The sequence below is a fragment of the Peribacillus sp. NPDC060253 genome (assembly GCF_042727425.1).
Classification (GTDB): domain Bacteria; phylum Bacillota; class Bacilli; order Bacillales; family DSM-1321; genus Peribacillus.
This window is the reverse complement of sequence record NZ_JBHXAS010000031.1, coordinates 15,814-39,250: the sequence shown is the minus strand read 5'-3', so window position 1 is coordinate 39,250 and position 23,437 is coordinate 15,814. Positions and strand designations below refer to the sequence as shown.

General features: G+C 42.4%; 22 protein-coding genes. 2 read left to right on the top strand and 20 right to left on the bottom strand.

Annotated features, from left to right (window positions below; translation table 11 throughout):
- Positions 1-14: 14 nt before the first annotated feature.
- From ACFWE9_RS10815 to rpsU, 9 genes are all read right to left on the bottom strand, one after another.
- On the bottom strand, positions 15-2,171 hold the full coding sequence (locus ACFWE9_RS10815) for an HD family phosphohydrolase (protein ID WP_377356730.1): 2,157 nt from the start codon (positions 2,169-2,171) through the stop codon (positions 15-17).
- 192 nt (positions 2,172-2,363) lie between these two features.
- Positions 2,364-3,326 carry a PhoH family protein gene (locus ACFWE9_RS10810; protein WP_230155289.1) on the bottom strand — a complete coding sequence of 321 codons (963 nt, stop codon included), beginning with the start codon at positions 3,324-3,326 and terminating at the stop codon, positions 2,364-2,366.
- 3 nt (positions 3,327-3,329) lie between these two features.
- A complete protein-coding gene (gene yqfD / locus ACFWE9_RS10805; RefSeq protein WP_230155287.1) occupies positions 3,330-4,517 on the bottom strand; it encodes a sporulation protein YqfD in 1,188 nt (395 codons plus the stop codon).
- 15 nt (positions 4,518-4,532) lie between these two features.
- Positions 4,533-4,817: a sporulation protein YqfC gene (yqfC, locus tag ACFWE9_RS10800; RefSeq protein ID WP_230155285.1), complete on the bottom strand. Its 285-nt coding sequence runs from the start codon at positions 4,815-4,817 to the stop codon at positions 4,533-4,535.
- Positions 4,818-4,939: 122 nt separating this feature from the next.
- Positions 4,940-5,440: a hypothetical protein gene (locus ACFWE9_RS10795; protein WP_377356728.1), complete on the bottom strand. Its 501-nt coding sequence runs from the start codon at positions 5,438-5,440 to the stop codon at positions 4,940-4,942.
- Between the two features lie 22 nt (positions 5,441-5,462).
- Positions 5,463-6,482 (bottom strand): flotillin-like protein FloA, encoded by a 1,020-nt coding sequence (gene floA, locus ACFWE9_RS10790; RefSeq protein ID WP_230155281.1) that lies wholly within the window; start codon positions 6,480-6,482, stop codon positions 5,463-5,465.
- A gap of 27 nt (positions 6,483-6,509) precedes the next feature.
- Positions 6,510-7,793, bottom strand: coding sequence for an NfeD family protein (locus ACFWE9_RS10785; RefSeq protein ID WP_377356735.1), 1,284 nt, complete (start codon positions 7,791-7,793; stop codon positions 6,510-6,512).
- Positions 7,794-8,133: 340 nt separating this feature from the next.
- Complete coding sequence (locus ACFWE9_RS10780; RefSeq protein WP_230155278.1) at positions 8,134-8,577, bottom strand: GatB/YqeY domain-containing protein; 444 nt, start codon at positions 8,575-8,577, stop codon at positions 8,134-8,136.
- Between the two features lie 14 nt (positions 8,578-8,591).
- Positions 8,592-8,765, bottom strand: a complete 174-nt coding sequence (gene rpsU / locus ACFWE9_RS10775; protein ID WP_028391853.1) for a 30S ribosomal protein S21 — start codon at positions 8,763-8,765, stop codon at positions 8,592-8,594.
- A 224-nt stretch (positions 8,766-8,989) separates the two neighbouring features.
- Between rpsU and ACFWE9_RS10770 the strand changes: the two genes are divergently transcribed.
- Together ACFWE9_RS10770 and ACFWE9_RS10765 are read left to right on the top strand one after the other, a co-directional pair.
- On the top strand, positions 8,990-9,922 hold the full coding sequence (locus tag ACFWE9_RS10770; protein WP_230155277.1) for a Na/Pi symporter: 933 nt from the start codon (positions 8,990-8,992) through the stop codon (positions 9,920-9,922).
- A gap of 162 nt (positions 9,923-10,084) precedes the next feature.
- Complete coding sequence (locus ACFWE9_RS10765; RefSeq protein WP_377356725.1) at positions 10,085-10,570, top strand: hypothetical protein; 486 nt, start codon at positions 10,085-10,087, stop codon at positions 10,568-10,570.
- 126 nt (positions 10,571-10,696) lie between these two features.
- Here the strand turns inward: ACFWE9_RS10765 and deoC are convergent, their stop codons facing one another.
- The 11 genes from deoC to ACFWE9_RS10710 all read right to left on the bottom strand — a co-directional run bounded on the left by deoC (position 10,697) and on the right by ACFWE9_RS10710 (position 23,432).
- Positions 10,697-11,368 carry a deoxyribose-phosphate aldolase gene (deoC, locus tag ACFWE9_RS10760; protein WP_230155265.1) on the bottom strand — a complete coding sequence of 224 codons (672 nt, stop codon included), beginning with the start codon at positions 11,366-11,368 and terminating at the stop codon, positions 10,697-10,699.
- A gap of 157 nt (positions 11,369-11,525) precedes the next feature.
- Entirely contained in the window at positions 11,526-12,863 is a 1,338-nt protein-coding gene (gene mtaB / locus ACFWE9_RS10755) for a tRNA (N(6)-L-threonylcarbamoyladenosine(37)-C(2))-methylthiotransferase MtaB (RefSeq protein WP_377356723.1), read from the bottom strand.
- A gap of 6 nt (positions 12,864-12,869) precedes the next feature.
- A complete protein-coding gene (locus tag ACFWE9_RS10750) occupies positions 12,870-13,622 on the bottom strand; it encodes a 16S rRNA (uracil(1498)-N(3))-methyltransferase (RefSeq protein WP_377356721.1) in 753 nt (250 codons plus the stop codon).
- A gap of 139 nt (positions 13,623-13,761) precedes the next feature.
- Positions 13,762-14,703, bottom strand: coding sequence for a 50S ribosomal protein L11 methyltransferase (prmA, locus tag ACFWE9_RS10745; RefSeq protein WP_230155259.1), 942 nt, complete (start codon positions 14,701-14,703; stop codon positions 13,762-13,764).
- Between the two features lie 36 nt (positions 14,704-14,739).
- Positions 14,740-15,855, bottom strand: a complete 1,116-nt coding sequence (gene dnaJ, locus ACFWE9_RS10740) for a molecular chaperone DnaJ (protein ID WP_230155257.1) — start codon at positions 15,853-15,855, stop codon at positions 14,740-14,742.
- A gap of 305 nt (positions 15,856-16,160) precedes the next feature.
- Positions 16,161-17,996, bottom strand: coding sequence for a molecular chaperone DnaK (gene dnaK / locus ACFWE9_RS10735; protein ID WP_230155255.1), 1,836 nt, complete (start codon positions 17,994-17,996; stop codon positions 16,161-16,163).
- 37 nt (positions 17,997-18,033) lie between these two features.
- Complete coding sequence (gene grpE / locus ACFWE9_RS10730) at positions 18,034-18,618, bottom strand: nucleotide exchange factor GrpE (protein WP_290370507.1); 585 nt, start codon at positions 18,616-18,618, stop codon at positions 18,034-18,036.
- A 98-nt stretch (positions 18,619-18,716) separates the two neighbouring features.
- Entirely contained in the window at positions 18,717-19,745 is a 1,029-nt protein-coding gene (gene hrcA / locus ACFWE9_RS10725) for a heat-inducible transcriptional repressor HrcA (protein ID WP_230155253.1), read from the bottom strand.
- Between the two features lie 123 nt (positions 19,746-19,868).
- Positions 19,869-21,020, bottom strand: a complete 1,152-nt coding sequence (hemW, locus tag ACFWE9_RS10720) for a radical SAM family heme chaperone HemW (RefSeq protein ID WP_377356717.1) — start codon at positions 21,018-21,020, stop codon at positions 19,869-19,871.
- An 88-nt stretch (positions 21,021-21,108) separates the two neighbouring features.
- Complete coding sequence (lepA, locus tag ACFWE9_RS10715; RefSeq protein WP_230155243.1) at positions 21,109-22,944, bottom strand: translation elongation factor 4; 1,836 nt, start codon at positions 22,942-22,944, stop codon at positions 21,109-21,111.
- 164 nt (positions 22,945-23,108) lie between these two features.
- Positions 23,109-23,432 carry a YqxA family protein gene (locus ACFWE9_RS10710; protein WP_230155240.1) on the bottom strand — a complete coding sequence of 108 codons (324 nt, stop codon included), beginning with the start codon at positions 23,430-23,432 and terminating at the stop codon, positions 23,109-23,111.
- Positions 23,433-23,437: the final 5 nt, after the last annotated feature.

Below are 23,437 nucleotides of genomic sequence, written 5' to 3'. Positions count from 1 at the left end.
TCTTTCACCTTCTGTCATAATTTATCCGGCTCCGGATATTCAATCCTGGAGTGGAAGATACCGTTCAGCGATTCACATAAGGAATGCTTCACGATACTCAATTCTCTCATAGTAATGTCACATTCATCAAATTGACCATCTTGAATCCTGTCCTGAATAATGAAACTTACCAATTCTTCAATCTTATCCGGAGTTGGGTGCTGCATAGATCTCACTGCAGCTTCCACACTATCGGCTATGCCTATGACGGCTACTTCCTTCATTATCGCCCTCGGCCCAGGATAGCGGTAAGCTGCCTCCAGTGTGGCTTCATCCTCTTTTTTTGCCTTATGGTAGAAAAATTTCAATAATGTGGTCCCATGATGCTGCTCTGCAATATCCACAATCTCTTTCGGGAATTTATGACTGCGCAACATCTCCCCGCCATCGACGGCATGGGCAATGATGATATCCTTGCTCGTTTCCGGGAGCAGTCGATCATGAGGATTCTCCGCATTCATCTGGTTTTCGATGAAAAAATGCGGCCGCTTCGTTTTACCGATATCATGATAATAACTGCCGACCCTTGCCAGCAATCCATTTGAACCGATGGCTTCACAAGCAGATTCCGCCAAATTGGCGACCATTACACTATGATGGTAAGTCCCAGGAGCCTCAATCAAGATCTTCCGCAGTAATGGATGATTAGGATTTGCAAGTTCAATTAGCTTCATGGATGATAAGATCCCAAAACCTGCCTCGAAAAACGGTAACAAGCCCATTGTCAAAACCGCTGAACCCACTCCAGAGCCAATGGCAGCAAGAGCATAATACAAATACTCCATTCTAGTATAATGGCCGTCCATAATAAAGATGAGTGAATAGACAAAGGCCATATTTATTAAAGACAATAGCAACCCTGCAACAAGTACCTTTGATTTGAAATTAGGCCTCGATAAGATGATGATTGCCGACAATCCACCGAAAATGATAAAAAGCCCCATCGAGAAATCCAAATTGCCAGGTGTATCACCATTAAATATAATCGTACCATACGAACCTAACAAGATGATCATGGCTACCGCCAACTTATCATTCAATAATATCTTGATGAGCATCGCCGCCATCGCACCCGGGAAGACGTATTCCAAATTCGAGTTTTTCAGGTCTGCAAGAATGCTGACCGTTTTCATCGTAGTCATGGAAAGGATAAAGACAAGACTGAAGATCAATAGTTGATTATACTTGTTATCCTTATTGGAAATGGAATAGTAGAAAAAGTAATAAAATGCGGTAAATGTTAGAAAGATGAATAGCAGCAAGCCAATATATGGGTAAATCGTAGACTCCGTATTTAAAAACCCTGCAAGTTCAAGCTGCCGGTATACATCCCTATCCACTAACTGATTTTCTTCAACAATGATCTGTCCTTGGAGGATCCTGATGGGCTCCACGCTTTCGATGGCTTTCCTGCGCTGTTCCTCGGTTTTATCCTTATCGAAAAACACATTCTGGATGATTGCCGTACGGGCAAGGGAATTAGAGGCTTTTTTCATATCGCTGCTTATGCTCATATAGCCCAATTCCTCTACTACCTTTTTCTTGGCATTTTCGACGTCACTAGCTGCGATCCTGGAGCTCATCACATTATTCACGGCAGTAATGGTTGAATCCTTCGCTATTTCCAACTCATCTTCATCCGCCTGCACTAAAGCAAGGAAGACGGATTCCTCAATATTTTTATTGACTTCATCTGTCAATTTTTCTTTTAAAATGGAAACCTTTTGAGCATCCGTCTTTATGGTCTCCTTTTTATTTTCCTTACCCTCATCTTTTTTATGATCTTTATCGGGGTCCGTTTCTTTATTCACCTCGATCGCTGAATCGAAAATGGATGAGATCAGATCGACTTTATTTTTCGCATATTCTTTTTTTAAAGTATATACATCCGCCACTTGTTTTGAAATCTCTTCTTTTTCTTGTTCCGTCTTATAGGTATCCTCCACCGTCTTGGTTGAGCGAATGGTTTGTTCCGCAGGCTTGAAAAGCTCTACCTGGACCCTTTCTGGTTTAACGTTTGAAAACATTAATGCATAAGCAAACAAACCAAGTATGATAAACAAAAGCACTTGAAAAAAGCGATGGACCAATAGCCCTTTTATTTTAGTGAAAAATTTCTGGATTCGATTCAAGGAAGGTCCTCCTAAAAAAATGATGTTTATTATTCTAGATATGTAAAATCATAACAGTTTTTATGTAAATTTTCACCTTCGTATTGATAAATGTAAAGCTTCTTTCGTTCCATTACCACTTTTCCCTAAAAAAGGTATGTCATTTTAGACACATCGCGAAAAATCCGCCGATTGAAAATGGCGGATTTTTTCTTATTCCTTCGCTTGCTCGTAAGCAGTAATGATTTTGGCAACAAGCGGATGTCTTACTACATCACTTTGTTCAAAATAAACAAAGGCAAGTCCTTTAACATTCTTCAAGATCTCTTCTACCCGTACCAAACCTGACTTTATGCCTTTCGGAAGGTCAATCTGGGTCCGATCTCCCGTAATGACCATTTTCGAACCGAAACCAAGCCGGGTCAAGAACATTTTCATTTGGGCTTCCGTCGTATTTTGGGCCTCGTCCAAAATGACAAAGGCATCTTCAAGCGTACGGCCCCTCATATAAGCCAGAGGAGCTATTTCGATCGTTCCACGTTCTATCATCCTTAGGGTCTGTTCCATCCCAAGAAGGTCATGGAGAGCGTCATACAGCGGCCTTAGGTACGGATCTACCTTTTCCTTCAGATCACCCGGCAGAAAACCTAGGCTTTCGCCCGCTTCTACAGCAGGGCGTGTCAGGATGATTCGTTTAACATGTCCATTTTTCAATGCATTGATCGCCATCACTACAGCCAGATAGGTCTTCCCGGTTCCAGCAGGTCCAATCCCAAATACCAGGTCTTGTTTCTTTATAGCTTGGATATAGTATCTCTGCCCGATTGTTTTGACCTTAATGGATTTTCCCTTAGCAGTTTTTGCGATTTCCTCATCATACAATTCACCGAAATACTCCAAGGTACCTTTTCTAGCCAATTCAATCGCATAAAGCACATCTCTCGAGCTGATTGCAATTCCTTTTCTAATCACTGTCAATAGAGCCTTCAGGATTTCCTGCCCCATCGTTGCCCGCTCGATATCCCCGGCAACACTCACCGCTTCACCTCGGGTAATGACGGAAATTCCAAGTTCCTCTTCAAGCACCTTTACATTTGAATCCCCATTGCCCAATAAAGCGATAGCTTCATTAGGTGATTCTATTTCCAGCTTAATTACCTTCACATCATCTGTCATTCGTTAGTCTCCTTGAATGATTGGCTGTCCAATCGCTATATCTTCAATAACTTGGTAATGTATAGATAATTTAACTTTACCATTCTCCATGCTTTCGTGCAAAATTTTTTCTCCGGCGATTTCATCTTCCTCGTCCAGATGCTTTTCCAATTCCGCTTTAGCCATTTTTCTTCCTTCCTTCACCGCTTCTTCCTTCGTGTAACTTCGAACAATATCTTCCTTGCTCCTTAAGGTCACCTGCTTATAGGAAATGGGCAATTCCCATTGAAGAAAATGAAACGGCCTCACTGTCGTTTCTTCTTCCTGTTTTTCATATCCCGGATCCTTGAATCCCCATACAGGCAAGGAAAAGTCCCCCATTTTCAAATAGTGCCTGCTCGTTTCATTTCCGTTAAAAACAGAAAACTTGGTTTTTAACGGAACTTCCACTTTCGCCTTATACCACGTTTTCCCTTTTATTACTCCCTGTGCGGATACAATTTCCTGTTTATCCTCTTTTCCAATCAAACCTGAAACAAGAAGCTGTCCTTTTCCTACATAATCATTTACATTTACTATAGATTGTCCTTTTTCAACGAACATTTCTGTGATGATCGCTTTTTTGGAAGCTACCAAATTCTGTGGAGATGTTTTCTCGACTTCTTTCGGCTGCCTTTTTTCAACGACGCGGAAATGGTACGTCGTTCCCTTGAGCTCGACCCCTACCCATGTCAATGCACCAATCCGGTCCGAAAGCTTACGCTGGATTGTATCCACATCATCAACAAAGAATTGCACTTTACCGATCTTCACACCCATCTTGTCCAATTCTTTTCGGATGGCATGCTCGGTTGCGGGCTTTGCATCTTGCACCTCGATCCCCCAAACCATATTGGAAAGGACAAAAATGCAAAGCAGGAAGGCAATGAGACCCACTAAAAACCCGCTATTTTTCATCACTCTCTTCATTAGGAAAGGGACACCCTTTCCCTGCATGAATTTCACTTTACAATCGCTCTTACGCATGACCTGACGGAGTTTCGGGATATCCCTGACCTCCATATGAAAAATTAGGGCTTCGCTGCCGACGCGCTTCACATCCCAGACATGAAGCCCTCTTCTCGTCAGCATATTAATCAGCCGTTCTGCACCTTTACCATAAGCCTTCACTTTAACATAGCCTGTATAATAGTTTGTCCATTGGTTTTTCATGGAGACCTCCCGGGATCATTCATTGATAAAATAAACCTTGTCAATTTTGCCTTCGAGCATGATTTCTTCAGGCAAGATGGTCTTTATGACAAAGGCGTTTCCCTTTATCAGCAACTGACCAGTTTTCAGCATCAATCGTACTTCGCTGTCAGTAAAAGCCAATAAGCCACGATGGTTTTCAATATAAATATGTAATTGTCCAATCATTGTAATTCGCGGCAGGTCCATCATGACATCTTGCGGAAGGTCCATTGTTTTGGTCATAAGCTGTTTCATTTTTTTTCCCCAATTCCGTGCCATAAAAAAGAACCCCCTTTCATCTCAATGTATGAAATGAAAGAGGGTTCTAGCACAAAATTATATCTGAACGGAAGTCTATTTTTTCAAGCGTAAAATACGAGTTGAGAAAGCCAGCTGGCGAATTATCTTCTAGACCTCTGAAGACTTCGCTTCGCCCGTGGCGGTCCCAACACTTCAGACATGATGATGCCATCAATCAGCTGCTTTTTGCCAAAAGAAGGCCCCTTCCGATAAACCGGACTGCTATTATCAGATATCGCTGATGTGATTTTATCTGCCTTCGCTTTTTGATATAAACGCTCTTGGTCGTACTTCTGCTGAAGCAGTCTAAGCTCCGCAATCCTTTTGTTCGCTTCGTTCTTCGTTTCATCCATTACTTCAACAGCCTGTGTTGCCTGCGGTTCAGGTTTCCTGACAGGAGCAGGTGCAGGCCTTTGCTGCTGATTCCCTTGCCCCATTTCACCTTGAAGCTCCCGCATGACCTCCTGCCATTTCTTTTTCGGAGGTGTGTTAGGATCATTTTGCTGTTGCTGCTTTTTTTTACCTAATATGGACGATAAAATACCGATCAAGACAATGATAAGGAATGGGTTTTTGAGAAAGAAATCAATAAAATCTCCCATTTAGAGACCTCCCTTCCCCAATCTAATTATTATGGTTATTATTGTTGTTATCTTTTGGATTATCGGATATTTTACTGATGGAATCACGCATATCCGTATCAGCCGTTATATTTTGGATATTCATATAATCCATCACTCCAAGGTTTCCGCTTTTCAGCGCATCGGCCATCGCCAATGGAACTTCCGCTTCGGATTGGACAACCTTTGCTCTCATTTCCTGGACACGGGCAACCATTTCCTGTTCAAGGGCAACAGCCATGGCACGGCGTTCTTCAGCCTTTGCCTGGGCAATTTTCTTATCAGCCTCGGCTTGGTCCGTCTGTAGGATGGCCCCGATGTTTTTCCCGATATCCACTTCGGCGATATCAATGGAAAGAATTTCGAATGCCGTTCCTGAATCCAATCCTTTTGATAAAACCGTTCTTGAAATCAAATCAGGGTTTTCCAGGACATCTGTGTGCATTTTCGAAGCACCGATTGTTGATACGATCCCTTCCCCTACACGGGCAATGATTGTCTCTTCACCAGCACCACCGACTAGACGTTCAATATTGGCACGGACCGTAATCCTGGCCTTCGCTTTCACTTCGATCCCATTCATCGCCACACCAGAGATGAACGGAGTTTCAATCACTTTTGGGTTAACGCTCATTTGAACGGCTTGCAGAACATCACGGCCGGCAAGGTCAATAGCCGCACCCCGTTCGAAAGGTAACACGATATTGGCACGTTCTGCCGCAATTAATGCATTCACGACGCGATCGACATTACCGCCTGCAAGGTAATGACTCTCCAATTGATTCGTTGAAACATTGATGCCAGCCTTATGGGCCTTAATAAGAGGATTGACAACCCTGCTTGGTATAACTCGGCGAAGCCTCATCCCCACTAATGTAAATATACTGATTTTGACTCCTGCCGCTAAGGCGGAAATCCATAACATTACTGGTACGAATGTGAAAAACACTGCCAATACGATGATAGCAGCAATCACTGCCAGTACAATAAAGATCGTTCCTGAAGTTATCACTAAATGATTCATCCTTCCTGTATCCATTTAATTTTAAATTTAATTTGAATCCGGAATTTCCCGGACGACTACCCTAGATCCTTCAACTTTAACGATTATGATTGACGAACCTTTGGAAATGAAGCTTCCTTCAGTCACGACATCCACTCTTTCATCATTCATCAAAGCTGTTCCTGAAGGCCTTAAATCTGTGAGGGCCTTCCCGCTTACACCTAATAAATCCACGCGATTCGGATTGCTCACATATCCTTGTTCCGTTTTTGTAGCATCGGTTAAAATCATTTTCCTGAAAAATTTCATTTGTTTTCCAAACACCTTTACAAGTAGGATGAATACCAAAATGGATACGGTGATCGCAATGAGCAAGGATATGGTCATATGAACCGGATCACCTGATGCAAGGAATAAACTCCCTACAATCGCCGTGAATCCAAGCAGACCGATAATCCCCCCGGGGATAAAAAATTCAACTAGTACGAGAATGACCCCGATGATGAACATCGCTAACGATTCGTACCCGGTGATACCTGCAACAAGATGACCATAAAAGAACAATACAAGACTAGAGATCCCAATAACTCCTGGAATTCCAAAACCAGGCGAAAACAATTCAATCACAATCCCGATTCCCGCTATCGTTAATAAAATGGGAATCACAATCGGATTGGTCAAAAAGCGGGCAAGTTTCTCAGGAAAGCTTTCTTCGATGGACCGAATATCGGCATGCTCAACCCCAAGTATACTATACAGCTCCTCTTTCCCCGAGACCGTGCCTTCACTATAGCCAGCCTTTTTTGCCTGTTCAGCTGTAAATGTCAGCAGTTTTCCCCGTTCGGCACCATATTCGGGAAGGTTGATGTCATCATCCGCCATCGCCTGCGCGAATATAGGGTCGCGCCCATTTTGTTCTGCTGCAGTCTTCATGGCAGCAAGCCAATAAGACTGCGCTTTCTTACCTGCAGCGTTCCCTGCTGAATCAATTACCGCTGCCGATCCCATAGTAGCGCTTGGAACCATATAGATCTCATCTGCGCTTAGAGAAATATAGGCACCTGCAGATAATGCCCTGTTATTGACGTAGGCAACTGTCTTAATGGGTGAATCGGACAGTAACTTTGCAATTTCCCCTGCTGCATCCACAGCACCGCCAGGGGTATTCACCTCGAAAATGACAAGATCTGCATCAGCTGCTTCAGCAGTGGTCAGCGCACGCTCCAAAAAAGCCGAGAGTCCCTTTTCCACCGTTTCTTCAATCGGAACATGGTAAACGATCTTCTCTTTTGCAGAAGCCGATGATCCCCATAATGAAGACACGGTGAACAGCAATCCAAATAAGAGTACAGATAAATAACGCCAAATTTTCAGGCAGAACGCCCCCTTTCCCGTATTAAACGCTGTAAGTGCCACCAATTCCAGGAGGATACTTACCAGAAAAAATTCAGCCCGCAACTAAAATTCGAATAAGGGCAAGCGAAGCAACCCTTCACTCTGTTCTTTAGTTATTACGTATGTATATGAAAAAAGTTTCAAAAAAAGCAAATAAATTTGAGAGGTCCCTATTATCTCGGGCTTGGTTCCCATAATATACGCATAAATATCGTGAAATACACAAAAACCACAGGCAATTTGCCTGCGGTTAGGTTTCGAGTTTTAAGTTTCGAGTTTAAGATAGATGTTGTTGTACTAATTTGTTTACTAGAGAACCATCCGCTTTACCTTTAACTTTAGGCATTAAAGCTCCCATAACTCTCCCCATATCTGCTTTGGATGTTGCATTGACTTCTTCCATCGTTTGTTTAACAATGTTAGAAATCTCTTCTTCTGAAAGTTGCTCAGGCATATATGCCTCTACGTATACTAGTTCGGTGCGGACTTTATCCACGAGATCGGAACGACCTGCGTTTTCAAACTCCTGGAGGGAGTCTTTGCGTTGTTTTAATTCGCGAGAGAGCACTGTCAATTCTTCATCATCTGTTAAATCTTGTCTCTGCTTCAGAGCTTCGTTTTGAATAGAAGCTTTCAGCATCCGGATAACAGATAGTTTGTCCTTTTCCTTGTTCTTCATCGCTTGTTTCATATCATTATTTAAACGCTCGAGAAGACTCATCTTTCCACCCTCTCTTAGAATTTACGTTTTCTAGCAGCTTCAGACTTTTTCTTACGTTTTACGCTTGGTTTTTCATAAAATTCACGCTTCCTAGCTTCCTGAAGCGATCCTGCTTTAGATACAGTACGTTTGAAACGACGAAGAGCATCTTCAAGCGATTCGTTTTTACGAACGACGGTTTTAGACATCTCTTTCCCTCCCTCCGAAAACAACACACTAACTCAAGTTGTCAACATGTTATACATGTACTAAACAATTATAATATATCATCTTTAGCAGGTCAACCAATAAAACCAAACTTATTTTGAATATTATCATGTTATTATCATAATTTTTCACTAAACGATCAAGAAATCCTGTTTATAGCATGTCTCACCTAAATGGACCATAAGCTTATTATGAGGTGAGAGTCATGTATGAGCTATTTTTATTCCTTTTATTCATTGGGATATTTCTTGCAGGTATGTCGGTTTTACGAATCGGACTGTTCAATATGTCAGGTGCCGCATTAAAAACTTTCCTCTCAAAGGTAACGGATAAGCCTTGGAAAGGTTTTATCGCCGGAACCCTATTTACGGGCATCCTGCAGAGCAGCTCGGCTGTCATGGTTATGACTGTCGGCCTCGTTTCTGCAGGAAGTTTATCATTCCCTCAAACAATCGGTATTATTCTTGGAACGAATATCGGCTCCACACTTACAGCAGAGTTCATGACCTTCTCTTTGGATCGTTGGATCATTCCCGGAGTCATCAGCGGCGCTTTCCTTTGCTTCATGCCAAAAGTATTATCGAGAAGCTTAGGGATGTCCTTGATCGGCATCTCAGCGATTTTCGCGGCGATGAGTGGTTTTAAAATGCTTTCCACACCGATTGCAGCCTATCCTTCCATTCAAACGCTCATCCATTACATAGAGGGCCATATGAGTTATGCCCTATTGGCCGGGATTTTAATAACGGCACTTATTCACTCAAGTTCAGCAACCATCGGGATAGCCATGAGCTTCTTAATGAATGGGGAGTTATCCGTCGCTTCTGCCATCATCATCATGCTTGGTTCCAATATAGGCACCTGCATCACCGGATACATGGCCAGCATCGGTTCTGGCAGACAAGCTGCATTTACGGCTTATGCGCATATTTGGCTAAACGTCATCGGGGTTTGTGCATTCCTTCCTTTTGTGGACATACTGGAACGAACGGCTGCCTTTTTCACCGAAAACAAGGGGATACAACTCGCCCATGCAAGTGTCATTTTCAATATCTTGACTTCTTTGGCAGTCTTGCCTTTAGCACGCCAATTCTCAAACTTCATTCTTTTATTGCATCGTCCTCATAGAAGAAAATAAAGAGGTATCAAAAACTGATTTTTGGGACAGCCCGTAGCGACAAAAGGTGCAACCGATTATTATAATTGCTTATATAGCTTAAAAAGATCAAACCACTCAATATAAGAAGTTTTACCTTCAATTCGTGAGTGAGTTCCACACCTTAATATTGTGCTTTCACTCGTGAGTTTCGCCGGTTTACTCGTGAGTTTCGATTTACCCCTCAAAATTGAGCTTTTCTTCGTAATTTTGGGGCATTTCCTTACTCAAAACCTGCGCCCTACTCGTGAGTTTCGATTTACCCTCAAAATTGAGCTTTTCTTCGTAATTTCGGGGCATTTCCTCACTCAATACCTGCGCCTTACTCGTGAGTTTTGTGCTTTTACTCGTGAGTTTTGCGCTTTACTCGTGAGTTTTGCCGGTTTACTCGTGAATTTTGTGCTTTTACTCGTGAGTTTTGTGCTTTCACTCGCGAGTTTCGCCGGTTTACTCGTGAGTTTTGTGCTTTTACTCGTGAGTTTCGGCCGCTTACTCGCGAGTTTTGTGCTTTTACTCGTGAATTTCGGCTGTTTACTCGTGAGTTTCGATTTACCCCTCAAAATTGAGCTTTTCTTCGTAATTTCGGGGCATTTCCTTACTCGTGAGTTTTGCTCATTTCCGGGACAATAAGTACTAAAATAGCATTTTTAATGAAGGTCAATACGTAGGATGACATCATAGCAATATCTCAAGCATTTAAGGAATAAAAAAAAGGCGGAGAAAATTTATTCTCCGCCTTTTTTTTCACTTGAAAAATTAATAATCTGAGTCAGCAGTTAAGCCTTTTAAGATGGACACACCTGCACTCGCACCAATTCTCGTTGCACCCGCTTCAATCACTTTCTGGGCATCACTCGTGTTGCGGACCCCACCTGAAGCTTTGACACCGATATCCGGGCCGACCGTTTTTCTCATAAGCGCGACATCTTCAACAGTTGCACCGCCAGTTGAAAAACCAGTTGATGTTTTTACGAAATCCGTTCCCGCTTTTACGGCAAGTTCACAAGCACGGACTTTTTCTTCCTCAGTCAATAATGAGGTTTCAATGATTACTTTTGAAAGAGCCTTACCAGTAGCTGCCGCTACTACAGCACGAATATCCCGCTCTACCAGCTCATCATCCTTGTCCTTCAATGCGCCGATATTGATCACCATATCGACTTCGTGAGCGCCATTGCAGATGGCATCTTTTGTTTCAAATGCTTTGGTTTCCGGTGTAGTTGCACCAAGAGGGAACCCGATAACCGTACAAACTTTTACTTCTGAACCTTCCAAAAGTTCGCTTGCATACTTCACCCAAGTTGGGTTTACGCATACGGAAGCAAAGTTATACTCTCTCGCTTCTTCGCATAATACCTTTATTTGCTCTTTCGTTGCATCTGCTTTTAATAACGTGTGGTCAATTAAACCTGCTACATTTTGTGACATTAATAATCCTCCTCAAAAAACAATCTATACCTAGTTGTACGTACCTCTCATCATACCATAGTTTCTCCACTTTGACGATATATATAGTCTTTACCCTAATGTTCCAAGATAACACATCAAATAGTGGATAAAAAAAAAGACAGCGAAAAACGCTGTCTTAAATATTAACGGCTTGTTGCAACGGAAAATCTTTGACAACCGTCACGAACTGACCTTCACTAAAAGGATAGCCAGACTTTATAATCTTCACTTTTACGATTTCACCAACCATGTCATCCGAGGCCGGGAAAACGATTTTCATGTAATTATCGGAATAGCCTTCATAAAGACCATTTTCAAGCTTCGTCTCAGGAATGACTTCAAGAACTTCCCCCTCGAATCGGGAGGCATACTCTTTTGCCAGCTGATCAGACAAAGCGATAAGTCGGTGGACGCGTTCGTTTTTAACATCTTCATCCACTTGATCTTCCATACGCGCAGCCGGAGTCCCAGTCCGTTTTGAATAAGGGAAGACATGGAGTTCGGAGAATTTATATTTTTCTATAAAGTTATATGTCTCCATGAATTCTTCTTCCGTTTCACCTGGAAAACCTACAATGACATCAGAGGTAACGGCAAGACCTGGGAGTGCAATTTTCAACTTTTCAATGCGATCACCGAAGAAATCCATCGTATATTTTCGTCTCATCCGTTTTAAAACCGTATCTGACCCCGATTGGATCGGAATATGCAAATGACGTACCACTTTTTTCGATTTGGTAAGCACTTCAATGATTTCATCCGTAATTTGACTGGCTTCAATGGACGAAATACGGATACGCTTCAACCCATCGATCTTTTCCAAGTCACGCAGCAGCATAGCCAAATTATAGTCCTTCAGGTCGTCTCCGTATCCCCCAGTATGAATTCCTGTCAAGACTAGCTCTTTATACCCTGCCTCGACAAGCTGCTCTGCTTGATGAACGACTTCCTTTGGATCGCGGGAACGCATTAAGCCACGAGCCCATGGAATGATACAGAAAGTGCAGAAATTATTGCAGCCTTCCTGAATCTTAAGTGAAGCGCGGGTACGGTCTGTAAAAGCAGGTACATCCAGCTCTTCGTAAACACGGTTTTTCATGATATTTCCGACAGCATTGATTGGTTCACGTTCAACCTTGAACTGCTCGATGTAATCAAGAAGTTTAACCCTGTCCTGTGTTCCTACAACAATATCCACACCTGGTATGGCCATGATTTCAGCTGGCGATGTCTGAGCGTAGCATCCCGTTACCGCTATGACGGCATTCGGATTTTTACGAATGGCACGACGGATGACCTGACGGCTCTTCTTATCGCCAGTATTGGTCACCGTGCATGTGTTGATGACATATACATCTGATGTGTTTTCAAACTCAACACGATCATATCCTCCAGTTTTGAATAATTGCCAAATAGCCTCTGTTTCATAATGATTTACTTTACAGCCTAATGTATGGAAAGCGACCGTTGCCATTTTTCATCACCTCAAAAGTTCTACATGATAAGAAACAGCGGAAAGTGCATATAAAGGTGCTGTTTCAGTTCTTAATATTCTTGGTCCAAGACCGCAAGCTACAAAACCGGCATAGGACAGTTTTTCGATTTCCTTCTCTGCTAAGCCACCTTCAGGACCAAACACGAACAGAATCGATTGCCCAGCGGTGATATCTTTCAAGACAGAAGCAAGAACGGAAGTTTCCCCCCGTTTTGCCTCTTCTTCAAAAGCGACTAATTTATGATCAAAACCGGAAGCATACCCAGCTATCTGATCTGCCGTCATCGGATCCTTGATGGCAGGGACAACCGTGCGGTGAGACTGCTCAGCCGCCTCTTTTGCAATCTTCTGGAGCCTCTCCAATTTCTTACCTACCTTTTTGCGGTCCCATTTTACCACCGAACGAGCAGCAATAAAAGGGATAAATTCATTGGCACCCAGTTCAGTGCCCTTTTGAACGATATATTCCAATTTATCCCCTTTAGGCAGACCGCTCGCTATTACAACCTTTACAGGAAGTTCCTTTTCTTCATTCTTCCATTCGATCACGGTTCCTATAACAGAATGATCCGTAATTTCCGAAATTTCCGTGACAGCAGCCATGCCGCTAGCTTTCACCGTAATGATCCGCTCTCCTGGTCCCATTCTCATCACCCTGGCGATATGGTGAAAATCATCGCCAGATATCGTCACCGTGTTTCCAATGATGTCTTCATCGTTAAGAAAATACCGTTGCACACTGCCACCTACTTCGTCTAGTCTAAAAAACTTACAGGCTAACAGTCCGGTTTCCCGAGTGCAAGCCGTGCAAAGATTCAAGCTAAAAAAAGGTACCCTGACTATCAAAAGACCCGATAACCAGAGTAACTTTTTTCATTTAATCATTTCTTTTCGCGATTATTGCTACCCAATCTTCCATCAAGATCGTTTCCTCAACAGTGAAGCCAGATGCTATAATCGCATCCTTCACATCTTGTTTCTTTGGTTGAATGATCCCAGAAGCTATAAAATATCCGCCAGGTTTAACCACCTTCGCCACATCATCCGTAAAACGCATGATGACTTCGGCAAGAATATTCGCCACGACGACATCCGCTTGTTCATTCACACCATCCAACAAGTTGCCTTGTGAAACGGTCACTCTATCCTGCACATTATTCAGCTCTACATTCTGTATAGCTGACTGTACAGCCACTTCATCCAAATCAAGGGACTGGATTTTTTTTGCGTCCAATAATGCAGCCGCAATGCTTAGAACGCCTGAACCCGTTCCTACATCAACAACTAAATCCCCAGAGCGTACTGTACGTTCCAGCGCTTGGATGCACATGACGGTTGTCGGATGTGTACCCGTTCCAAAGGCCATGCCGGGATCAAGTTCAATGATCAATTCGTCACTGCTAACTGGAGTGTAATCTTCCCATGTTGGCACGATGGTGAAACGCTCGGAAATCTTGACAGGATTATAATATTTTTTCCAAGCGGTCGCCCACTCTTCTTCATTCACTTCACTAATTGAAACAACATTCTTCCCAAGGTCTATATCGAAAAGAAGGAGATTATTGATTGATTCCTTAATGGCATCAACCGTTTCACCAAGGAAGCTGTTAACTGGCAAATATGCCTTAATCAATACACCTTCATCCGGATAATCATCTGGGTTCAAGTGGTAGATTTCGCCAAAAACATTTTCGCGTTCCTTGACTAATTCTAGAGGATCCTCAATGACAACACCGCTGGCACCTGCCTCATGAAGAATATTCGAAACAGGTTCAACCGCTTCATTCGTTGTTTGGATTGCAAATTCAGACCACTTCATAATCTACCAACTCCCAATTTGTTCTTTTACTTTTATTCACCTATCTTTAAAAGCACGCTTTACTTTTGAGAAAAAGCCATCATCTTGTTCATCTATATCTTGTCCGCTTATATCGCTGAACTCACGAAGCAGTTCCTTTTGTTTATCCGTTAATTTTTTAGGTGTGACCACTAACACGACGACATGCTGATCTCCTTGGCCATATCCTCTAACATTCGGAACACCTTTTCCTTTTAAACGGAAACGAGTGCTAGTTTGTGTACCAGCAGGAATTTTCAGCTTCACTTTTCCATGCAGCGTCGGTACTTCGATTTCGTCCCCTAATGCCGCTTGAGCATAAGTAACTGGCATTTCACAATAAATATCATCGCCATCACGTTCAAAGAACTCATGGCTGCGCACATGGAAGACTACATACAGGTCTCCAGCTGGTCCGCCATTGATTCCTGGCTCACCTTGGCCAGTTACACGCAATTGCTGACCATCATCAATTCCGGCTGGCACCTTGACTTGGATCTTTTTACGTTTTTGTACTTTCCCGTCACCGCCGCATGTTGAACATTTACTAGGAATGATTTTTCCTGTTCCTTGGCAATGATGACATGCTCTCCGGTTCACAATCCTTCCGAACGCTGTGTTTTGTTCAACATTCAATTGACCGGTTCCATGACAATGGGAACAGTTTTCCACTTTTGTACCTGGTTTAGCGCCAGATCCTTTACATGTATCACAATTCTCTTCACGCGGAATTTCGATTTCAGTATCTTTTCCAAATGCTGCCTCTTCAAAAGAAAGCGTCATCGTATACTGTAAATCTGCCCCTTGACGAGGTGCATTAGGATCTCTCCTGCGCCCGCCGCCGCCAAAGAAGCTGCTGAAAATATCTTCAAATCCGCCAAAACCACCAAAGTCCTGACCGCCAAAGCCCTGATTTGGATCTGTATGTCCGAATTGGTCATAATGGGCCTTTTTCTGTTCGTCACTCAATACTTCGTAAGCTTCCTTAATTTCCTTGAATTTATCCGCAGCATCGTCCGCTTTATTAATATCAGGGTGATATTGTTTGGAGAGCTTTCGATACGCTTTTTTGATTTCATCCTTCGAAGCACTCTTCGAAAGGCCTAACACCTCATAATAATCGCGTTTACTCATATCTAAAATCCACTCCCGATTCGTTTCACATAAAGGTAATATTATCACTGAACGAAGATAATAATCAACTAGAAAAGCACAAACGGCCTGAACACTTTTTTGTATCTGATCCTGCCAACATCATTTTGTACACTTTATTCTCAGGAATCCTTCCCCCATCAGCAACTGTTGATGTTGACACTTCCTGACAATGATTCCATACATTGTAAAAAAAGCCAAAGTCAAGATAACCTGACTTTGACTTTTCTGTAATGGCAGGCAGAAATTCACTGCCCAATATATCAGTGTCCCGCTTGGGTCACTTTTTATTTTTTCTCTTCTTCGTTAACTTCCGTGTATTCTGCATCTACTACATTATCGTCTTTTGCACCGGCTTCGCCAGCACCAGCTTCGCTAGCTTGCTGAGCTTTTGCCGCTTCTTCATAAAGCTTCATTGTCAAAGCTTGAACGATTTCGTTAAGTGCATCTTTTTTCACGCGGATTTCTTCCAGCTCATTTTTCTCGATGGCAGCTTTCAGTTCATCCTTCGCTTCGTTTGCTTTTGTTACTTCCGCTTCATCCACTTTTCCTTCTAGATCTTTAAGCGTTTTTTCCGTTTGGAAGACTAGTTGATCTGCTTCGTTACGAAGTTCAACTTCTTCTTTACGTTGTTTGTCGCTATCAGCATTTTCTTCCGCTTCACGTACCATGCGGTCGATTTCTTCATCAGAAAGACCAGAAGATGATTTGATGGTGATTGCTTGTTCTTTGTTTGTGCCAAGATCCTTCGCACGAACGTTTACGATACCATTTTTATCAATGTCGAAAGTTACTTCGACTTGTGGAATTCCGCGCGGTGCCGGTGGAATGTCACTCAATTGGAAACGGCCAAGCGTTTTGTTATCTGCTGACATCGGACGCTCACCTTGAAGAACATGGATATCAACTGCTGTTTGATTATCAGCCGCTGTTGAGAATACTTGTGATTTACTTGTTGGAATCGTTGTATTACGGTCGATTAATTTCGTGAATACTCCGCCCATCGTTTCAATTCCAAGTGAAAGTGGAGTTACGTCAAGAAGAACAACGTCTTTAACATCTCCAGTTAATACGCCACCTTGAATCGCAGCACCCATGGCCACTACTTCATCAGGGTTAACACCTTTGCTTGGTTCTTGACCGATTTCCTTTTTGATTGCTTCAACAACCGCAGGAATACGCGTTGATCCACCAACAAGGATGACTTTATCAATTTCAGATGCTGAAAGACCTGCATCTTTCATTGCTTGACGAGTAGGTCCCATTGTACGTTCCACAAGACCAGAAGAAAGCTCATCGAATTTAGCTCTAGTCATCGTTACGTCCAAGTGAAGCGGGCCAGCGTCTCCAGCAGTGATGAATGGTAATGAAATTTGTGTAGAAGTTACACCTGAAAGATCTTTTTTCGCTTTTTCAGCAGCATCTTTCAAACGTTGAACGGCCATTTTGTCTTTAGAAAGATCGATTCCATTTTCTTTCTTGAATGCTTCTACTAGATAGTCAATGATGACTTGGTCGAAATCATCTCCACCTAGACGGTTGTCACCGGCAGTGGACTTAACTTCGAATACGCCATCTCCAAGTTCCATGACCGATACGTCAAATGTACCGCCGCCAAGGTCGAATACAAGAATCGTTTGATCTTCTTCCGTTTTATCCAAACCGTATGCAAGTGCTGCAGCTGTCGGTTCGTTGATGATACGTTCCACTTCAAGACCAGCAATTTGTCCAGCATCCTTAGTCGCTTGACGTTCTGCATCATTGAAGTAAGCCGGTACAGTGATGACCGCTTTTGTCACTTTTTCGCCTAGATACTCTTCAGCGTAAGTTTTTAAGTATTGAAGGATGATGGCAGAAACTTCCTGCGGAGAGTATTCTTTTCCTTCAATGACTTCTTTATGGTTTGTACCCATATGACGTTTAATGGAAATGATCGTATTAGGGTTTGTAATCGCTTGGCGTTTTGCCACTTCCCCAACTTGTCTTTCTCCATTTTTGAATGCAACTACGGATGGTGTTGTACGGTTTCCTTCTGGATTCGGGATTACTTTTGGTTCCCCGCCTTCAAGTACAGATACACAAGAGTTTGTTGTACCTAAGTCAATACCAATAATCTTGCTCATAGTTTCACTACCTCCCAATTATTTATATGTAAAATCTTTATTCGTTCACTTTTACCATTGCAGGTCGAATGACTCGGTCTTTAAGAAGGTATCCTTTTTGGAATTCCTCGACGATGATGTTAGAACCGAAGTTTTCATCTTGAACTTGCATGACCGCTTGATGCAAACGCGGATCGAACTCTTCACCAACCGAACTGATCGGCTCGATGCCTTCTTTAGTCAATGCATCTATAATCGCTTTGTAGACCATTTCCATGCCGGATAGCAGGGATTTTGTCTGTTCATTTTCCGCTTCGATTTTTGTAGCTCTTTCAAAATTATCAAGAGCCTCCACTAAATCAATCGCAATACTTTGAACTCTATATTTTTGAGCCGCCTCCATATCAAGCTTGGCACGGCGTCTTGAATTATCAAAATCGGCCTGCAGACGAAGATAACGGTTATCCATTTCTTCGATTTTTGCCTGAAGCTCAACAATCTTATCATGAGCCAATTGAAGTTCATCTTTTTCAACCGGAGTTTCCTCCTGGTTTTGTTCCGCTTCAGCGAAAACTGCTTCTGCAGCGCTTTCCTCGATTGTTTCATTTTCCAATGTTTGTTCTTCGTTTTTATTTTCTGTCACAATCTCACCTCCCTAAAAGGGTTATACAATTTATGCTAAAGTAATATGCCAGGCTGCGGAATCTGCACTCCGCCACCTTAACAATATTACCTTTGCTCCTATTTTTGATACAGTTTTGTCATCAGGGCCGTTAAATCTTTCGAGAAAAACGAAAGCAAACTGATCACTCTCGAATATTCCATTCTCGTAGGACCCAAGATGGCCAATGTGCCCACTTGCTCCTGTCCGATTGAGTAGGTTGCGGTAATCAAGCTGCAGTCATCGAGCACTGTATTTTGATTTTCACGACCAATCTTGACGTGGATGCCAGAAGGATTTTGGGTAATGAGTTCATAAAACCCTTGTTCCTGCTCAATCATTGATAACAGTGTGCTCACTTTAGCAATATCATGGAACTCCGGCTGCCTCAGCATATTCGTTTTCCCGCCGAAAAAGATTTTTTCGGGCTTAGTATCAGTCAGCGTCTCCGCCAGGACCGATACCATCGATCCATAGTTATGAATGTGGCGGCTCAAAAGAACAGCCACTTCCTTATAAATCTTATCCTTTAGATCTATAAGCGGAACATCGACCAATCGGGCATTTAATATGTTCACCATCTTTTCGATTTCGTTTATATCAAACGAAGGAGGTAAGGAAATCATTCGATTTTCTACATGACCTGTATCAGTAATAATAATGGCGATAGCCGTTTCAGGACTCAACGGAATGATCTGAATCTTTTTCAGCTTATGTTCATTCACTTTTGGCCCTAGTACAATCGCCGTATAATTTGTCAGTTCCGAAAGGATTTTCGCTGACTTCTGAACGATTTTTTCCAATTCATAAATTCGTTCCACAAAAACGGATTTTAATAACTTCATTTCATTCTTTTTCGGAGCTTGAGGAGAAAGTAAATGATCCACATAATATCTATACCCTTTTTCAGAAGGAATTCTACCGGAAGATGTATGGGTTTTTTCTAAAAAGCCCATTTCTTCCAGATCGGACATTTCATTGCGGATTGTGGCAGAGCTGAACGTAATTTCATCTTTCTTCGACAAGCTTCGTGACCCGACTGGCTGGGCAGAATGGATAAAATCCTCGATTATCACTTGCAGAATCAATAATTGACGATCAGTTAGCATGTATGATCACCTCTGTTAGCACTCTATCTCTCCGAGTGCTAATATACTAATAAATTATCAAATGAAGCTTATGATGTCAACAATGAAAACCGCTAATTCATCGTTAAATAACAAGAGATTTTCTTATTCTGATTCAATAACGCCTAAAAACGATTGGAACACCTCATTCCCAAGCAGTTTCCCCTGCTCGGTCAAGCGTACGAACCCACCTTCAATCAATAGCAGACCTTTTGCAGATTCTTCTTCGAGCGGTTTCCTGAAAATCTCCGTCATTTCAACAAAAAATTTATTCTTGAAGTTCTCCAATGAAACTCCTTCTGTTTTCCGGAGTCCCAAAAACATCTCCTCTTCCATTTTTTCATGAAGCGGAACTGGATGTTCCTCCAATACCGGCAGCTGGTTTTCCATCAATGGTGCGATATATTTCTTCACCGGTCCATGATTGGCCACTCTTTTTCCACCAGTATAGCCATGAGCTCCGGCACCAATCCCATAATACTCCACATTATCCCAATATGTCAGATTGTGCCGGCTTTCAAACCCTGCCCGGGCAAAATTACTGATTTCATATTGGTGGTTACCATGCTTCTCCATCTCTTCCATCAGCCGCTCATACATTGAAGCCTCGAGCTCCTGAGGCGGCAGATTTAATTTACCTCTTCGCATTTGATTATAAAAAACCGTCTTCGGCTCAACAATCAATGAGTAACTGGAATAGTGCGGCAATTGAAGGGCGATGGCTTTATCTAGCGTGTCCTTGAAATCTTCCATCGTTTGCCCCGGCAGCCCGTAAATCAAATCGATGCTGATATTCGTAAAGCCCACCTCTTGAGCCAAATGAATCGTTTCATATACCTCAGAAGCCCGGTGAGTCCGACCAATTCGTTTCAATAATTCATCATTGAAGCTTTGCACTCCAAAGCTAAGTCTGTTGACACCTGAACGATAAAGGATCTCGAGTTTTTCTTTCGAAAGATCTCCTGGATTGGCTTCAAAAGTATATTCAGCTTTTTTCGGATCAAATGGGAGCGTTTCATTTATTGCTTCACATAAGAATGCCAGCTGCTTTTCATCCAAAGAGGTCGGTGTCCCTCCACCGACGAAAACCGTGTCCAATCCTGTTGTCGGGTACTTGGAAAGCTGCATCACCATTTCTCTTTTCATCATCTGTAAATATTCGTCGACCGGCTGTCCCTGTAAAAACACTTTATTAAAATCACAATAGTGACAGATATGTTCACAAAATGGTATATGGAGGTAGGCGCTTTTAATCATTGTGTTCACAACCTTTAATCGTATGAGTCGATAGAAAAAGAGGCTAGATTTCCTCTACCCTCTTTTTTCTTTCTATCGTTTATTTTCATTATTTTTTTGGTGTCGTATCATCCATTTTCAAAACAGCCATGAAAGCTTCTTGCGGCACTTCAACGGAACCTACCTGTTTCATCCGCTTTTTACCTTCTTTCTGTTTTTCGAGCAACTTACGTTTACGGGATATATCGCCGCCGTAACATTTAGCCAATACGTTTTTGCGCATTGCACTAATCGAAGAACGGGCCACGATTTTTTGCCCGATAGCTGCTTGGATCGGCACTTCAAATTGTTGTCTTGGAATCAATTTCTTCAATTTTTCAACGATGACTTTACCTCGTTCATAGGCGAAATCCTTATGAACGATGAAACTTAAGGCATCGACAGTTTCAGCATTCAGCAAGATATCCATCTTCACAAGCTTGGACGGCTGGTAACCGATTAACTCATAGTCAAATGAAGCATAGCCTCTTGTATTAGATTTCAGTTGATCGAAGAAATCATACACGATTTCGGATAATGGTATTTCATAATGAATGCTTACACGAGTCTCATCGATATATTCCATATCAATGAAGTTACCGCGTTTATTTTGACAGATTTCCATGATCGTTCCGACGAACTCCGTCGGTGCCATCATCGTTGCTTTTACATATGGCTCCTCAACTCGTTCTATCTTTTGAGCATCAGGCATATTAGACGGGTTATCCACTTTCAGGACCGTTCCGTCAGTCTGGATAACATCATAAATAACACTCGGGGCTGTTGTAATCAGATCAATCTTGAATTCGCGTTCAATCCGTTCCTGGATTATTTCCATATGAAGGAGTCCAAGGAAGCCGCAACGGAAACCGAAGCCCAATGCTTGGGATGATTCCGCTTCAAACTGTAGCGCCGAATCGTTCAATTCCAATTTCTCCAAAGCATCCCGTAGATCATTGAATTTCGATGCGTCAATTGGATATAAACCGCAATATACCATCGGATTCATCTTCCGGTAACCCGGCAACGGTTCTACCGCACTATTCACGGCACCTGTGATCGTATCACCAACAGTCGTGTCACTGACGTTTTTAATGGCTGCAGTAAGGAAACCTACATCACCGACGTTCAGTTCATCCAACTGTTGGGTTTTTGGATTGAAGACACCCAATTCGGTTACATCAAATTCCTTGCCAGTGGACATCATTTTGATTTTGTCGCCCACTTTAATGGAACCTTCAACAACACGGATATAGGCAACCACACCACGATATGCATCAAACAGCGAATCGAAAATAAGTGCCTTGAATGGGGCATCAGGGTCTCCCTGCGGTGCCGGCACTAATTCTACGACCTGCTCCAAAATCTCCTCGATTCCGATTCCCGCCTTAGCCGAAGCCAAAACTGCATCAGAAGCATCCAATCCGATTACTTCCTCGATTTCTCCACGTACTCGTTCCGGATCGGCACTCGGCAAGTCAATTTTATTGATGACAGGAATGATTTCCAGGTTGTTGTCCAATGCCAAATAAACGTTTGCAAGCGTTTGGGCCTCAATGCCCTGTGCCGCATCGACAACAAGGACAGCACCTTCACACGCCGCAAGGCTTCTTGAAACCTCATAAGTAAAATCGACATGTCCCGGTGTATCAATAAGATGGAAAATATATTCTTCGCCATCTTTCGCATTATATTTCAATTGAATGGCATTCAATTTAATCGTAATTCCACGCTCACGCTCTAAATCCATGGAATCCAACAGTTGACTCTTCATTTCACGCTGAGTCATGGCGTTCGTTTTTTCAATGATACGATCCGCCAATGTTGATTTACCATGATCAATATGAGCGATGATGGAAAAGTTACGAATCTTTGATTGTCTTTTTAATTTTTCTTCTCTATTCATGACGTTCACTCCCACTAGTCGACACAATACACTATTTTTCATTATATCAATAGAAAATGCAAGATTCAACAGAATAGTTACAAAAGAAGCATCATTGTAAGGCAAAGCATCAAAAAAGGCTGCATGCCGGATTCGGATGCAACCTTTTGATAGAGCCCACTCAACTAGATCATATCTATAAGTGCTTGAAAGGCTCCTGATATGGTATCACCAAGCGTTTTGCCGATCGATGAGAAAAAGTTGAAGGCCTTCATTTCTTCAAGCTTTTCTTTTTTCGTCTCCAAATCATGACTCGTTACTTTTTGGCCAAGAATATCCGCTTCCATCTCCCCTTGGTCCGATTGGTTGATAATGAATGCACTATTCAAGGAGGGATCTTCATACCCCTTCATTTTTTTCATCCCATCGTTCGCCTGCTGCATCCCAATTAGAACACCTAAAAATAACACGAGCACAATCCCTGTACATTTCAACCAAAATCGAACCATGATCG

Bases quoted from the DNA above. Each gene is read 5' to 3' on its own strand.
- lepA (WP_230155243.1), bottom strand. From the start codon at position 22,944: ATGAATAGAGAAGAAAAATTAAAAAGACAATCAAAGATTCGTAACTTT.
- prmA (WP_230155259.1), bottom strand. From the start codon at position 14,703: ATGAAGTGGTCTGAATTTGCAATCCAAACAACGAATGAAGCGGTTGAA.
- hemW (WP_377356717.1), bottom strand. From the start codon at position 21,020: ATGATTAAAAGCGCCTACCTCCATATACCATTTTGTGAACATATCTGT.
- ACFWE9_RS10710 (WP_230155240.1), bottom strand. From the start codon at position 23,432: ATGGTTCGATTTTGGTTGAAATGTACAGGGATTGTGCTCGTGTTATTT.
- dnaK (WP_230155255.1), bottom strand. From the start codon at position 17,996: ATGAGCAAGATTATTGGTATTGACTTAGGTACAACAAACTCTTGTGTA.
- ACFWE9_RS10770 (WP_230155277.1), top strand. From the start codon at position 8,990: ATGTATGAGCTATTTTTATTCCTTTTATTCATTGGGATATTTCTTGCA.
- hrcA (WP_230155253.1), bottom strand. From the start codon at position 19,745: ATGCTAACTGATCGTCAATTATTGATTCTGCAAGTGATAATCGAGGAT.
- yqfC (WP_230155285.1), bottom strand. From the start codon at position 4,817: ATGGCACGGAATTGGGGAAAAAAAATGAAACAGCTTATGACCAAAACA.
- ACFWE9_RS10780 (WP_230155278.1), bottom strand. From the start codon at position 8,577: ATGAGTCTTCTCGAGCGTTTAAATAATGATATGAAACAAGCGATGAAG.
- mtaB (WP_377356723.1), bottom strand. From the start codon at position 12,863: ATGGCAACGGTCGCTTTCCATACATTAGGCTGTAAAGTAAATCATTAT.
- ACFWE9_RS10795 (WP_377356728.1), bottom strand. From the start codon at position 5,440: ATGGGAGATTTTATTGATTTCTTTCTCAAAAACCCATTCCTTATCATT.
- rpsU (WP_028391853.1), bottom strand. From the start codon at position 8,765: ATGTCTAAAACCGTCGTTCGTAAAAACGAATCGCTTGAAGATGCTCTT.
- yqfD (WP_230155287.1), bottom strand. From the start codon at position 4,517: ATGAAAAACCAATGGACAAACTATTATACAGGCTATGTTAAAGTGAAG.
- dnaJ (WP_230155257.1), bottom strand. From the start codon at position 15,855: ATGAGTAAACGCGATTATTATGAGGTGTTAGGCCTTTCGAAGAGTGCT.
- floA (WP_230155281.1), bottom strand. From the start codon at position 6,482: ATGAATCATTTAGTGATAACTTCAGGAACGATCTTTATTGTACTGGCA.
- ACFWE9_RS10810 (WP_230155289.1), bottom strand. From the start codon at position 3,326: ATGACAGATGATGTGAAGGTAATTAAGCTGGAAATAGAATCACCTAAT.
- deoC (WP_230155265.1), bottom strand. From the start codon at position 11,368: ATGTCACAAAATGTAGCAGGTTTAATTGACCACACGTTATTAAAAGCA.